Origin of the sequence: Nocardioides marinquilinus (genome assembly GCF_039543705.1) — a bacterium.
Classification (GTDB): Bacteria; Actinomycetota; Actinomycetes; order Propionibacteriales; family Nocardioidaceae; genus Nocardioides; species Nocardioides marinquilinus.
This window is the reverse complement of the sequence record NZ_BAABKG010000002.1, coordinates 1,037,779-1,051,210: the sequence shown is the minus strand read 5'-3', so window position 1 is coordinate 1,051,210 and position 13,432 is coordinate 1,037,779. Positions and strand designations below refer to the sequence as shown.

11 protein-coding genes are annotated in these 13,432 nt (G+C 72.6%); 6 read left to right on the top strand and 5 right to left on the bottom strand.

Annotated elements, in window-relative coordinates:
- Positions 1-53: 53 nt before the first annotated feature.
- Positions 54-1,445, bottom strand: coding sequence for an NAD(P)H-quinone dehydrogenase (locus ABEA04_RS10965; RefSeq protein WP_345458194.1), 1,392 nt, complete (start codon positions 1,443-1,445; stop codon positions 54-56).
- Positions 1,446-1,518: 73 nt separating this feature from the next.
- Positions 1,519-1,983 (bottom strand): MarR family winged helix-turn-helix transcriptional regulator, encoded by a 465-nt coding sequence (locus ABEA04_RS10960; protein WP_345458192.1) that lies wholly within the window; start codon positions 1,981-1,983, stop codon positions 1,519-1,521.
- A gap of 100 nt (positions 1,984-2,083) precedes the next feature.
- Between ABEA04_RS10960 and ABEA04_RS10955 the strand changes: the two genes are divergently transcribed.
- The 3 genes from ABEA04_RS10955 to ABEA04_RS10945 all read left to right on the top strand — a co-directional run bounded on the left by ABEA04_RS10955 (position 2,084) and on the right by ABEA04_RS10945 (position 5,255).
- Positions 2,084-2,404 (top strand): GNAT family N-acetyltransferase, encoded by a 321-nt coding sequence (locus ABEA04_RS10955; protein WP_345458190.1) that lies wholly within the window; start codon positions 2,084-2,086, stop codon positions 2,402-2,404.
- Positions 2,404-3,354, top strand: a complete 951-nt coding sequence (locus tag ABEA04_RS10950; RefSeq protein ID WP_345458189.1) for a DUF5996 family protein — start codon at positions 2,404-2,406, stop codon at positions 3,352-3,354. Before ABEA04_RS10955 ends, ABEA04_RS10950 begins: the two co-directional genes overlap by 1 nt.
- A gap of 677 nt (positions 3,355-4,031) precedes the next feature.
- Positions 4,032-5,255 carry an HNH endonuclease signature motif containing protein gene (locus ABEA04_RS10945; protein WP_345458188.1) on the top strand — a complete coding sequence of 408 codons (1,224 nt, stop codon included), beginning with the start codon at positions 4,032-4,034 and terminating at the stop codon, positions 5,253-5,255.
- A 474-nt stretch (positions 5,256-5,729) separates the two neighbouring features.
- Here the strand turns inward: ABEA04_RS10945 and lpdA are convergent, their stop codons facing one another.
- Positions 5,730-7,139 (bottom strand): dihydrolipoyl dehydrogenase, encoded by a 1,410-nt coding sequence (lpdA, locus tag ABEA04_RS10940; RefSeq protein WP_425577007.1) that lies wholly within the window; start codon positions 7,137-7,139, stop codon positions 5,730-5,732.
- A 69-nt stretch (positions 7,140-7,208) separates the two neighbouring features.
- Here lpdA and ABEA04_RS10935 point away from each other — a divergent pair, with 69 nt between their 5' ends.
- Positions 7,209-7,661: a gamma-glutamylcyclotransferase family protein gene (locus tag ABEA04_RS10935; RefSeq protein WP_345458186.1), complete on the top strand. Its 453-nt coding sequence runs from the start codon at positions 7,209-7,211 to the stop codon at positions 7,659-7,661.
- A 26-nt stretch (positions 7,662-7,687) separates the two neighbouring features.
- Here the strand turns inward: ABEA04_RS10935 and ABEA04_RS10930 are convergent, their stop codons facing one another.
- On the bottom strand, positions 7,688-9,322 hold the full coding sequence (locus tag ABEA04_RS10930; protein ID WP_345458184.1) for a hypothetical protein: 1,635 nt from the start codon (positions 9,320-9,322) through the stop codon (positions 7,688-7,690).
- 63 nt (positions 9,323-9,385) lie between these two features.
- Positions 9,386-11,101: a hypothetical protein gene (locus ABEA04_RS10925; RefSeq protein WP_345458182.1), complete on the bottom strand. Its 1,716-nt coding sequence runs from the start codon at positions 11,099-11,101 to the stop codon at positions 9,386-9,388.
- Positions 11,102-11,180: 79 nt separating this feature from the next.
- On the opposite strand from ABEA04_RS10925, the gene ABEA04_RS10920 reads away from it, so the two are divergent.
- Positions 11,181-11,993 (top strand): purine-nucleoside phosphorylase, encoded by an 813-nt coding sequence (locus ABEA04_RS10920; protein WP_345458180.1) that lies wholly within the window; start codon positions 11,181-11,183, stop codon positions 11,991-11,993.
- Positions 11,994-12,225: 232 nt separating this feature from the next.
- Positions 12,226-13,356, top strand: a complete 1,131-nt coding sequence (locus ABEA04_RS10915; RefSeq protein WP_345458178.1) for a heme/hemin ABC transporter substrate-binding protein — start codon at positions 12,226-12,228, stop codon at positions 13,354-13,356.
- Positions 13,357-13,432 lie beyond the last annotated feature (76 nt).

Below are 13,432 nucleotides of genomic sequence, written 5' to 3'. Positions count from 1 at the left end.
CCAAACGTCCGGGACTACCTCGCGCTCGGCACCGCCCGGCGCGGAGCGACCGATCAGAAGCGGTGCAGGCGACGGGCGGCCTCGGCGACGGAGCCGCTGACCGAGGGGTAGACGGTGAAGGCCTGGGCGAGCTGGTCGGCGGTGAGCGACTCGGCGACGGCGATCGAGACGGGGTGGATGAGCTCGCTGGCGCGGGGGCCGACGACCACGCCGCCGACGACGATGCCCGTGCCGGGGCGGCTGAACAGCTTCACGAACCCGTCGCGCACGCCCTGCATCTTGGCGCGGGCGTTGCCGGCGAGGGGCAGCATGACGCTCTCGACCTGGATGTCGCCGGCGTCCACGGCCTGCTGCGACCAGCCGACGGTGGCGATCTCGGGGGCGGTGAAGACGTTGCTCGAGACCTTCTTGAGGTCGAGCGGGTGCACGGTGTCGCCGAGGAAGTGCCACATCGCGATGCGACCCTGCATGGCGGCCACGCTGGCGAGCATCAGGACGCCGGTGCAGTCGCCGGCGGCGTAGACGCCGCGGGCCGAGGTCCGCGAGACCCGGTCGACCTCGACGAAGGCGCCGTCGTCGAGGCGGACGCCGGCCTCCTCGAGCCCGAGGTCGGCGGTGTTGGGCACCGAGCCGAGGGCGAGGATGCAGTGGCTGGCCTCGACGGTGCGGCCGTCGGTGAGGGTGACCGTGACGACGTCGCCGTCGCGGGTCACCGACTCCATGCGCGAGCGCGCGAGCACGGTCATGCCGCGGCGGGTCGAGACCTCCTCGAGCACCTGCGAGGCGTCGGCGTCCTCGCCGGGCAGCACGCGGTCGCGGGAGGAGACGAGGGTGACCGGGATGCCGAGGGCGAGGTAGGCGCTGGCGAACTCGGCGCCGGTGACGCCGGAGCCGACCACCACCAGCGAGGTGGGGATCTCGGTCAGGTCGTAGACCTGCTCCCAGGTCAGGATGCGCTCGCCGTCGGGCTGCGCGCTCGGCAGCGTGCGGGGCGCGGCACCGGTGGCGACGAGCACGGCGTCCGCCTCGAGCTCCTCCTCGCCGTCGGCGCCGTGGGCGACCACCCGGTCGGCGGCGGCGAGGGTGCCGCGCGCCTCGATCATCCGCACGCCGGCCTCGTCGAGGCGGGCGCGGATGTCGGCGGACTGGTCGGCCGCGAGCCGCTTCACGCGCTCGTTGACGCGGCCGAGGTCGACGTCGATCGCGGTCGCGACGTCACCCTCGTGGTCGTGGAAGGTGAGGCCGAGCTCGCCGGCCTCGGAGACCTCGGTCATCACCTCGGCGGTCGCGATGAGGGTCTTGCTGGGCACGCAGTCGGTGAGCACGGCCGAGCCGCCGATGCCGTGGGAGTCGACGACGGTGACGTCGGCCCCGAGCTGGGAGGCGACGAGCGCCGCCTCGTACCCGCCCGGTCCGCCGCCGAGGATGACCACCCGATCGCTCATGCGGCCAGTCTCGCAGCCGGGGTGCGGGCGCGGCGGGGCGGTGCGGCGTGGTGGTGCGGCGTGGGCCGGGCGGTCAGTCGCCCAGCTCGTCGAGCCGGGCGACCACCTTCTCGACGGCGCGGCGCAGCGCCTGCTGCTCGGCGTCGTCGAGCGGGTCGAGGACGACGCGCCGCACGTGCGCGACGTGGTCGGGTGCGGCGTCCTCGAGGTGGCGGTGGCCCGCCTTGCTGAGGACGGCGAGGGTGAACCGGCCGTCCTCGGGGTCTGGCTCGCGGCGCACCAGCCCGCGCCGCTGCAGCCGGCTGATCAGGTGCGAGAGCCGCGACAGCTCGCAGTGGGCGAGCTCGGCGAGACGGCTGATGCGCACGGCGTGGCCGGGCTGGTCCGACAGCCCGGCGAGCACGTAGTACTCCATCAGGCTGAGGTCGGCGTCGCGCTCGAGCTGCCGTTCCAGGGCGGCGGGCAGCCGGTTCAGCAGGCTGTCGAGGGCACGCCAGGTCGCCATCTCCTCGGCGCTCAGCCAGGGCTCGTCCGGCACGCGCGCACCCTACTCAGCCGCCCGCGCGCCGGATCACTTGAATGCTCAAGTCATCACTGACACGATCGGGGCGACCCGTCCCCCCATCGAAGGGCCCCCCGTGACCGACCCCGCCGCCGACGTCTCCGTGACCCCCGACCGCGACCAGCACCGCTACGAGGCCCGGGACGGCGCCGGCGCCGTCGCTGGCTTCATCGACTACCAGGACGCCGGCCAGGTCGTGGTGCTCAGCCACACCGAGGTCGACCCCGCCTTCGAGGGCCGCGGCATCGGCAGCGTCCTCGCCCGCGCCGCGCTGGACGACGTCCGAGCGCGAGAGCTCAAGGCTCTGGTGACGTGCCCGTTCATCATCGGCTGGCTCAAGCGGCACCGCGAGTACGTCGACGTGCTCTACAACGCGCCGGCCCGGGGCGGGCAGTGATGGCGTCCGCGTCGGGGGCGGCGTCGGCGTGGCCGCGGCTGCGCGTCGACTCCTGGACCGAGACCCGCGACACCCTGCACATGTGGACCCAGGTGGTCGGCAAGGTGCGGATGGCGCACGCCCCGCTGACCAACCACTGGTGGCAGGTGACGCTCTACGTGAGCCCGCGCGGCCTCACGACCGGCCCGGTGCCGCACGGCTCCGGGGTGCTCGACCTCGAGCTCGACCTCGTCGACCACCGGCTCGCCCTGCGCACCAGCGCCGGCGAGCGGCGCGAGGTGGCGCTGTCGTCCCGGCCGGTGGCGGACTTCTACGCCGAGACGATGGCGGCGCTGGCCGACGTCGGCGTCGAGACCCGCATCGACCCGCGCCCCAACGAGGTCGACCCGGCGATCCCGTTCGACCAGGACGACGTCCACACCACCTACGACCCCGAGGCGGCGCACCTGTTCTGGCAGCAGCTGGTGCGGGCCGACCGAGTGATCGGTGAGTTCCGCTCGCACTTCGTCGGCAAGGTCAGCCCGGTGCACTTCTTCTGGGGTGCGCTCGACCTGGCCTGCACGCGGTTCTCCGGACGCCGCGCGCCCGAGCACCCCGGCGGCGCCCCGAACTGCGGCGACTGGGTGATGGTCGAGGGCTACTCGCGCGAGCTCAGCAGCTGCGGGTTCTGGCCCGGTGGCGGCGAGGAGGGCGCGTTCTACTCCTACGCCTACCCCGAGCCCGACGGGTTCGCCCAGGCCGCCGACCTGCCCGACGGCGCGTTCTACAGCGACCAGCTGCGGCAGTACCTGCTCCCCTACGAGGCCGCCGCCGACGCCGCCGACCCGGACGCCGTCGTCTCGCGGTTCCTGCACGCCACCTACGGCGCCGCCGCCGACCTCGCCCACTGGGACCGCGCCGAGCTCGAGGACGACCCCGCCCGCTGGCCCCAGCACCGCCCCGGCCGCTAGCGCACCGGCTGCCGGTGGTCGAGCGGCGAGGTCGGGACCTCCGGCCGTCGATGCGAACGTTCGCCTCCACCTCGCGCGGTCTCGAGGCTCGGCCGTGGCCGGCCTCGCACCTCGACCACCGTGCAGGTCCGCCCCCCACGATGGTCGAGGTGCGAGGAGCCCCGGCGACGAGCCTCGAGACCGCCGGCCCACCGATCCCACCCCGACCACACGGACCCTGAGCTTGTCGAAGGGTCACACCGGTGGTTGAGCAGCGCGCGTCGTCGAAACCACCGGCCCACCCAGCCCAACCCGACCCCACGGACCCTGAGCCCGTCGCGGGCCCGGTCTGCCGGTGGTTGAGCAGCGAGCCCTCGGCGAGCGTCGTCGAAACCACCGGCCCACCACGCAGACGTTCGGGCGCGACGTCCCTTCGGCAAGCTCAGGGTCCGTACGGGGACGTTCGCGTTGACCGTGCGAGGTCTCGAGGCTCGGCCGTGGCCGGCCTCGCACCTCGACCACCGCCAGGCCGACTCCGGTGGTTGAGCAGCGAGCCCCAGCGAGCGTCGTCGAAACCACCGGCCTTCACAGCCCAGCCAGACCCCACGGACCCTGAGCCTGTCGAAGGGCACCCCAGCGATCTCCACAGGCCATCGAACACCTCAGCGGTTGTCAGTGGTCAGCGATAGAATCGGCCTATGCCGACCACCACCCAGACACCCCGCCTCAGCAGCGACCCGCTGCTCGACGCGGTCGAGTCCGTGGTGGCCGAACAAGCCCGGGTGGACGTCGCCAAGCTCCGCGCCGTGCTCGCCTGGGCGGCCGAGAACGAGTTGCAGGACGCCGACTACATCACCGACGCCCTGGCCGAGCCGGGGCTCGAGGTAGCCGGCCCCGGCGCACCGGTCGTCCACGAATGGGCCGCGCTCGACCTCGCAGCCGTCATGGGCGTCTCCACCGACTCCGGACTGCGCTACCTCGGCCACGCCCTCGAGCTGCGGCACCGACTCCCGCGCTTGTTCGCTCGGGTCATTGGTGGCGAGGTTCCGGTCTGGCGGGCGTTCCGGGTCGCCGAGCACACCGTGATCCTGAGCAAGGTCGGCGCCGCGTTCGTCGACCAGGCCCTGGCGCCGTTCGCCCACGACCTCTCGCTGGCCCAGATCGAACGGACCACCGCCGCCGCCATCGCCCGGTTCGACCCCGCCGAGGCCGAACGACGACGTCAGGACGCAGCCGAACGTCGCGGCGTCGACATCCGACTCAACGGGCTCGACGTCCCGATCAACGGCACCGTCGAGATCGCCGCCACCCTCGACGTCACCGACGCGATCGACCTCGAAGCCGCCGTCCGCGCCGGCGCGCAGCAGCTCGCCGACCTCGGCTCGACCGAGACCCTCGACGTCCGCCGCTCCCAGGCCCTGGGAGAGATGGCCCGCGCGCAGCTCGCCCTCGACCTCAACACCGAGACCGGGTCGGGACGTGGGGTCACGCTGTACGCGCACCTCGACGGCAGCGATGTCGCGACCCTCGATAACACCCAGACCCCCGTGCTCATCGAGCAGATCAAGGAGTGGTGCGGGGCAGCCGCGACGAAGGTCACCGTGCGACCCGTCGTGGACCTCAACACCGAGACGGCGAGCGACGCCTACCGGCCCAGCCCCACCGTCGCCGAGCACGTCATGCTCCGCGACCGTCACTGCGTCTTCCCGCGCTGCACCAGACGGCGGGTCGACCTCGACCACATCCACCCGTACGAGTGCGGCGGACCGACGTCCACCGCCAACCTCGCGCCGCTGTGCCGACGGCACCACCGCGCCAAGACCCACAGCCGCTGGCGCTACCGCATGCTCGAACCCGGGCTCTACGAGTGGACCAGTCCCACCGGACGCACCTTCACCGTCGACCGACGCCGACGACCCTGACCGCCCTACACCCCGCCTCGGCGGGGCTATCGGCGTGCGTTGGGGCCCTTCGACAAGCTCAGGGTCCGTGGGGTCGCGTTCACGGTGACCTCCCGGGGTCCTCGAGGCTCGGCCGTGGCCGGCCTCGCACCTCGACCACCGTCAGGCCGACTCCGGTGGTTGAGCAGCGAGCCCCAGCGAGCGTCGTCGAAACCACCGGCCGTCCACGCAGACGTTCGCGCACGACGTCCCTTCGACGGGCTCAGGGTCCGTGGGGTCGCGTTCGCGTTGACGTCCCGAGGTCTCGAGGCTCGGCCGTGGCCGGCCTCGCACCTCGACCACCGCCAGGCCGAGTCCGGTGGTTGAGCAGCGAGCCCCAGCGAGCGTCGTCGAAACCACCGGCCGTCCACGCAGACGTTCGCGCACGACGTCCCTCCGACGGGCTCAGGGTCCGTGCGGGGCTGGGTTCGCGGCGGCTGTCGAGCCGCGGGGTCGTCAGAGGTTGATCATGTGGCCCGCGATGCCCTCGACGGCCTCCTTCATGGCCTCGGAGAGCGTGGGGTGGGCGAAGATGTTGCGGGCGACCTCGTCGGCGGTGAGGTCCCACTGCTGGGCGAGGGTGAGGGCGGGGAGCAGCTCGGTGACCTCGGGGCCGATGAGGTGGGCGCCGACGATCTCGTTGTGCTCGGCGTCGGCGACGATCTTGACGAACCCGACGCCCTCGGCCATGCCGCGGGCCTTGCCGTTGGCCGAGAACGGGAACTGCGCGACCTTGACGTCGTAGCCCTTCTCCTTGGCCTGCTCCTCGGAGTAGCCGAAGGAGGCGATCTGGGGCTGGCAGAACGTGGCCCGCGGGATCATGTCGAAGTTGATCTCCATGGTCTCGGCGTCGGCGATGGTCTCGGCCGCGACGACGCCCATGGCCTCGGCGGTGTGGGCGAGCATCAGCTTGCCGGTGACGTCGCCGATCGCGTAGACGTGCTCGACCGACGTCCGGCCGCGGCCGTCGACGGCGATGGCACCGCGGTCGGTCAGCTCGACGCCGACCGAGTCGAGGCCGTAGCCCTCCAGCCGCGGTGCGAAGCCGAACGCGGCGAGGAACTTGTCGGCCTCGAGGGTCTGGGAGTCGCCGCCGTCGGCGGGCGAGACGGTGACCGTCACACCGGAGCCGGTGTCGTCCACCTTCTCGACCTTGGTCGAGAGCAGCACCTTCACGCCGAGCTTCTTGTACTGCTTGAGCAGCTCCTTCGAGACGTCGGCGTCCTCGGTGGGCACCATGCGGTCGAGGAACTCCACGATCGTCACGTCGACGCCGAAGTTCTTCATCACGTAGGCGAACTCGACGCCGATGGCGCCCGAGCCACCGATGATGATCGAGCTCGGCAGCTGCTCGTCGAGGATCTGCTCCTCGTAGGTGACGACGTTCTCGCTGAGCTCGAGACCCGGCAGCAGCCGGACCTTGGCGCCGGTGCCGATGATGAGGTCGTCGCAGGTGTGGGACGTCGTCTCGCCGGCCCCGTCCTTGACGTCGACGCCCTGCTTGCCGCCGTCGGCGCCGGTGAGGGTGCCCCACCCGTCGAGCTCGGTGATCTTGTTCTTCTTCATCAGGTAGTGCACGCCCTTGGCGCTGGCCTCGGCCACCTTGCGGCTGCGCTGGTGGGTCGGCGCGTAGGCCATCGTGGCGTCGCCCTCGATGCCGAACGTCTTCTTCTCGTGCGTGATGATGTGGCTGATCTCGGCGTTGCGCAGCAGCGCCTTGGAGGGGATGCAGCCCACGTTGAGGCACACCCCGCCCCAGTACTTCTCCTCGACGACCGCGACCGACTTGCCGAGCTGGGCGGCGCGGATGGCGGCGACGTACCCACCGGGGCCGGCGCCGAGGACGATGACGTCGAAGTGGCTCACGACAGCCAGCGTAGTGGCGTGGCGGAGCGCGTCGGCCGCGGGCCACGGCCGGGCACTACCCTGCTGCCCGTGCCGCTCTACGCCGCCTACGGCAGCAACCTCGACCCGGCCCGGATGGGCGAGCGGTGCCCCCACTCCCCCTTGCAGACCACCGGCTGGCTCACCGGCTGGCGGCTGACCTTCGGCGGGGAGGAGCACGGCTGGGACGGCGCCCTGCCGACCCTCGTGCAGGACCCGATCGACCAGGTCTTCGTCGCCGTCTACGACGTCAGCCCGCACGACGAGTCGACCCTCGACCAGTGGGAGCAGGCCGACACCGGCCTGTACCGCAAGACCAAGGTGCGGGTGGCGACCATGACCGGCTCGCTCGTCGTCTGGACCTACGTGCTCGACGCCTACGAGGGCGGTCTGCCCTCGGCGGTCACGCTCGGCGTGCTCGCCGACGCCGCGGACGCCGCCGACGCGCCCGCCGACTACGTGGCGTCGCTGCGGCGTCGTCCGTGCCGCTCGACGGGGCTCTAGCCCGGGCGGACACCCGCGCGGAGGGGTCAGAGCATGCCGTCCATCGCTGAGCGGAACCGCTCGCGAGCGGAGTCGTCGGTGTCGTCGTAGGTGTCGGCGACGGTCGAGAGGCCTTCGGCGCTGACGTCGGTTGCGTACGTCGCGGCCTTCGTCGACTCCAGCGTGTCGTTGAAGTACTTGGCCAGCTGGGAGGCGAACGCGGGGCCGCCGTCCACGTCGCCGACCGCAGGGGCCGGCAGGTCGAACCCTTGGATCTTGTTGCGCTCGCCCTCCAGGCCGGCCTTCGCGGCCCGCAGCTCGCGCATGCCCTCGCGCAAGGACTCGGTGTGCACCTGATAGCCGGCTCCGGAGTTCGGCACCTCGAAGATGTGGGTGGTGCCCCAGAGGTCGAGCGGGCTGTCTCCGGCCTCCTTCGGCTGGTCGTAGAGGGCCGAGCCCGACTCCGACATGCCGTAAACCCGATCGCCGACACGCGTCAGGTTCTGCGACATGTTCGGGATCTCGTCGGTCGAGATGGTGTGGTAGTCCGAGGGGTCCTCGCCCGGCAGGACACGGACGAGCTCGGCAGGATTGTCGCGCCCCTGCTGTGTCGAGTAGGTGAAGACTCCGTTGTTGATCTCCAGGCCGTTCACGTGCCCGGGAGTCGACAAGTAGTCGTCCTCGTCGTAGGACACGCTGCCGTCGTCGGCGACGTCGATCGGCCAGACCGCGTTCTTGTCGTCCTCGCCCACGTAGACCTGGCCGTCGTCGGACACCGTCACGTAGGCCGAGCCCGGGATCTCCGACGACTTGATGGCCACGGCCGGCTCGCCCGTGCGCGACGCCTCGCGGATGTCGGAGAGGTTGTAGACGTGCAGCGTCTTGCCCCCGACGACGTAGACCTTGTCGCCGTCGACTACGGTGCCGCCGGCGTGGTCGGGTGAGCTGCGACCGTCGTCGCTCCTCAGCGGCACCGGCTCGCTCGGCTCCCCCGTCTTGCCGTTGATGATGGTCATCTGGCTCTGACCGTCAGGCTTCCCGTTCGACTCGCCGTAGGACGTGGTGAGGAAGTTGCCGTTCTTGTCGCTGGTCAGGCCCTGCGGTGTCCACGATCCCCCCTTGCCGTTGATGTAGGTGTCGGGGATGCGCACGGCCGGCAGCACGTCGTACTCGAGGTAGAAGACGTAGTCGAGGATGGCGCCCTGCTTGACCCAGTTGCGGAAGTCCTCGTCGACCTTCAGGTACTCGCTGACGGCCTTTCGGAGCTGTTCCTCGTACTGGGCTTTCAGCTGGTCGAGCGCGTTGACGAACGTGGCTCGGTCGATCTGCTTGACGAACCACGACCGGTCGTCGGGCAGCTGACGCCACTGGGTGATGATCAGCTCGGCCTGCTGCTGGGTGCCGCGGTAGAAGTCGCCGAGGAAGTCGAGGACGTTGCTCACGCGGATCAGCCGCAGCGACGACAGGGCAGCACCGAGGTAGGCCTCGAGCCCCTTCTCCTCGAAGCTCATCCGAGCCTTGCCGGTCCACGAGCCGTTCTCGGACGGGCTCGAGGCCGCCTTGACGATCGCCCGTGCGTCGCGGTCGATCGAGCGGGAGCAGTCGCCGGTCTGCTCCGCGAGCGTGGTGAAACGCATGGGATCGCCGGAGGCGATCTTCGCGTAGATGGTCTCGGGGTCCACGTCAGCCCTCCTGGTGGGGTCGCTGGTGGTCGGGGGTCGATGGCATCACGGCGGCGACGGTGCTCACACCATCCGGTCGACGAGGCGCTGGGCCGAGCGGGCGGCGTCCTCGTCGCTGCCGCGGTAGAGAACGGTCGCGGCGCGCAACCCGTCGACGCTGACGCGGACGGCGTCCAGCGACCGGTTCAGCCGGCGCGCGACGCGGTCGAAGTACGCCGTGGTCGCCTCGGCCAGAGGGGTGCGGCCGGGGACGTCGCCGAGCGTGCCGGGCGCGAGGTCGAGGCTGCGGATGCGGGCGTGCTCGTCGTCGAGGCCGGCCTCGGCGAGGGCCAGCTCGCCGGCGGCCTGGTCGAGGGTGCGGGGCACGACGGCGTAGCCCTCGCCACCGTTGACGAGCTCGGTGAGGTGGGTCTGGCGCCACAGGAACGGGGCCTGGCCGGGCCCGAGCGGCCGCAGGTACTTCTCGGCACCCGACTCGGAGACCGAGACGACGCTGCCGTTCACGAGCGCGAGGTTCTGCACCATGTTGCCGACGCGGGTGTGCTCGGCGGCCTCGAGGTCGGCGGCCTGGACCTTGCCGTCGCCACCGGAGTCGACGGTGACGAGGTCGCCCCGCTCGCCGCGACCGCCCTGCACGGCGAAGGTGAAGACCCCGCCGTCCTCGACCGCGACGCCGTTGACGCCGGCGGGGGTGTCCCACGCCTGCTGCGTCGTGAGCGCGCCGGTGCTCTCGTCGTAGCGCACCTGGTAGAGGACGCCGTGCTTCTCGCCGGCCGGCTCCTCACCCGGCTCGAAGCGGCTGGTGCGGCCGAGGTAGAGCGACCCGTCGGCGCCGACCCCGGCGTAGGACGACGCGGGCGCGGCGATCTTGTCGAGGGCGGCCACCGGAGGGCCACCGGCCTGGTAGGCGGCCAGCGCCGACCGGTCGTAGACGTAGACGAAGCTGCCGGCCTCCTCGGTGGAGGTGACCAGCACCCGGTCGCCCTGCACCGCCACGCCGCCGACGTGGTTCGGCTGGCGGTGGGCGCCGGGCTCGTTCGAGTGCACCAGCCCGTCGGCACCCCTGCCGACGCCGCCGAGCGGCACGCTCGGGCCCGGCGCGCCGGTCGTGGCGTCGACCGCCGTGAGCCGCGCACCGTCGGTCGCGCCGTCGCGGGGCTGGTAGGAGGAGATCAGGTACTGGTTGCTCGCGGGGTCGTAGCCGAGGCCCTGCTGGATCCAGCCGCCGCGAGCGCCGTTGAGACGCGAGTCGGCGACCCGCGGGCCCGGCAGGGCGTCGTTGCGCAGGTAGCCGACGTAGTCGAGGACGGCGCCCTCGCCCATCCAGCGCTCGACCTCCGCGTCGACGCGCCTCAGCTGCCGCACGGCGTCGTGCAGCGCCCGGCCGTAGGCGTCCTTGGCCCGCTGCACCTCGCGCACCGCGTGGTCGGCCCTCGGTCCCGTCGTCGGGCGGCCGGCCCGCTCCCAGTCGCGCACGACCTCGCCCGCCCACTCGCGCGCGTCGTCGAGCTCACCCGCCACCCAGCGCAGGACGACGCTGCCGCGGTGGAGCCGGAACGAGGCGATCGCGGCGTTGAGGTAGGCCTCCAGGCCCCGCGCCTCGAAGCGCCGCCGCGCCTCCCCGCCCTCCCAGTCGGCCAGCGGCCGCGAGGCGGCGTCGACGATCGCGCGGGCGTCGGCGTCGACCGCCCGGGAGCGGTCGTCGGCGTCGTCGGCGAGGGCGCGCACCTGGCCGGGATCGCCGGCGAGGAGGTCGCGGTAGATCGGCCACGGGCTCATGGAGTCAGGGTTGCCAGTCCGGACGACGCGGAAACCGCCGCCATCGCCGGCACCGTACCGACGCTCTAGGCTCCGGCCCATGACCGAGCAGAACGCCGTCCTCGACCCCTACGCGGCCGCCGAGCAGGCCGCCGCCCGCCTCGCCGAGCTGACCGGCGTCGAGCGCCACGACGTCGCGCTGGTGCTGGGCAGCGGCTGGCTGCCCGCGGTCGACGCGCTGGGCGAGGCGACGGCCGAGATCGCCACCACCGACCTGCCCGGCTTCTCCGCCGCCGCGGTGGCCGGGCACTCCGGCAAGATCCGCAGCGTGCGTGCGGGCGACCGCCAGCTGCTCGTCTTCCTCAGCCGCACCCACTACTACGAGGGCAAGGGCGTGCCCGCCGTCGTGCACGGCGTGCGCACCGCGGCCGCCGCGGGCTGCCGCACGATCGTGCTCACCAACGGCTGCGGCGGCCTGAACGAGGCGTGGACGCCGGGCACCCCCGTGCTCATCAGCGACCACGTGAACCTCACCGGCCGCTCCCCCATCGAGGGCGCCAGGTTCGTCGACCTCACCGACCTGTACTCGAGCCGGCTGCGCGCGATGTGCCGCGAGGTCGACGGCAGCCTCGACGAGGGGGTCTACGTGCAGTTCCCCGGGCCCCACTACGAGACGCCGGCCGAGATCCGCATGGTGCGCGCCATCGGGGGCGACCTGGTCGGCATGAGCACCACCCTCGAGGCCATCGCCGCCCGCGAGGCCGGCATGGAGGTGCTGGGCATCAGCCTGGTCACCAACCTCGCCGCCGGCATCGGGGGCGAGCCGCTCGACCACGCCGAGGTGCTCGAGGCCGGCCGCGCGGCCGCCAGCCGCATGGGCGACCTGCTCTCGCGCATCGTGCCGCGCCTCTGACGCCTCTGACGCCGCTGACGCCTCGGCGTCCGCGCCCGCCGTCGGGCCGCGCCTGCTGCGACCGACCGCCGTCACGAACCGCGCGATCGCGCGGTTCGCGCACACGCCTGAGCTTGGACCCGTCTCATTAGGTAAGCCTTGGCTACATAAGGTTAGGCAAACCTAATCTCTTGCCCTAGGCTCCCGGCGGCGGACCGACCCGGTCCGTCGTCAGCCGAGACGGCAGGACCCCATGCGCCCCCTTCCCACCCCCGCCGCGTGCCTCGCCGCGGCCCTCGTCGCCTCGGCCGTCGTCGCCTGCAGCCCGGTGGTGGGAGCCGACGACGCGCCCCGGGCCGACGACACCCGGGCCGGGGCCGCGGTCCCCTCGCTCGCCGACGTCACCCCCCTCGACGACCCGAGGTCGTGGCGCGGTGCGGTGGACGTCGACCTGCCCGACCCCGACCTCGACCCGGTCGGCCCGTCCCCCGAGCCGGTGCTGCCGGCCCGCGTCACCGACGTGCAGGGGCGCGACGTCGTCGTCCGCGACGTCAGCCGGATCCTGGCCCTCGACGTCTACGGCACGCTGGCCACCACGGTCTTCGAGCTCGGCCTCGGCGACCACGTCGTCGGCCGCGACGTCTCGTCGTCCTTCCCCGAGATCGCCGACCGCCCGCTGGTCACGCACGACGGTCACGCGCTGAGCGCCGAGGCGATCCTCGACCTCGACCCCACCGTCGTGCTCACCGACACCTCGCTCGGCCCCTACGACGTCGTCCTGCAGCTGCGGGACGCCGGCGTGCCCGTCGTCGTCGTGGACTCCCACCGCGGCCTCGACAACCTGGCCTCGCTGACCGAGCAGGTCGGTGACGCGCTCGGCGTCCCCGACGCCGGCCGCGAGCTCGGCGCCCGTCTCGAGCAGGAGGCGGCGCAGACCTCCGCCGCCATCGGCGAGGTCGCGCCCCGGGACGTCACGGGGCGGCTGCGCACCGTGTTCCTCTACGTGCGCGGGCAGGCCGGCGTCTACTACATGTTCGGCGAGGGCTCGGGCGCCGACACCCTGATCGAGGCCGCCGGCGGGTACGACGTCGCGGCCGAGATCGGCTGGCGCGGCATGAAGCCGGTCACCGACGAGGCGCTCGTCGAGGCCGCCCCCGACGTGCTGCTGATGATGAGCAAGGGCCTGGACTCCGTCGGCGGCGTCGACGGGCTGCTCGAGCGGTTCCCGGCGCTGGCGAGCACACCCGCCGGCGAGAACGAGCGCGTCGTGGCCATGGACGACGACCAGGTGCTCTCCTTCGGCCCCCGCACCTCCGACGTGCTCGACGCCCTCGCGGTCGCCCTGTACGCCCCCGACGCACTGGCCGGGCGGTCGGGATCGTGAGCACCGACGAGGTCGCCCCGCCACGGGCGCTGCGCCCGTCGAGGGGGCCCGGCGCCCTCTCGACGGGACCAGGGCC

What these genes read in the sequence shown, in the direction of transcription:
- ABEA04_RS10965 (WP_345458194.1), bottom strand. Translation starts at nt 1,445, where the DNA reads ATGAGCGATCGGGTGGTCATCCTCGGCGGCGGACCGGGCGGGTACGAG.
- ABEA04_RS10950 (WP_345458189.1), top strand. Translation starts at nt 2,404, where the DNA reads ATGGCGTCCGCGTCGGGGGCGGCGTCGGCGTGGCCGCGGCTGCGCGTC.
- ABEA04_RS10945 (WP_345458188.1), top strand. Translation starts at nt 4,032, where the DNA reads ATGCCGACCACCACCCAGACACCCCGCCTCAGCAGCGACCCGCTGCTC.
- ABEA04_RS10925 (WP_345458182.1), bottom strand. Translation starts at nt 11,101, where the DNA reads ATGAGCCCGTGGCCGATCTACCGCGACCTCCTCGCCGGCGATCCCGGC.
- ABEA04_RS10920 (WP_345458180.1), top strand. Translation starts at nt 11,181, where the DNA reads ATGACCGAGCAGAACGCCGTCCTCGACCCCTACGCGGCCGCCGAGCAG.
- ABEA04_RS10915 (WP_345458178.1), top strand. Translation starts at nt 12,226, where the DNA reads ATGCGCCCCCTTCCCACCCCCGCCGCGTGCCTCGCCGCGGCCCTCGTC.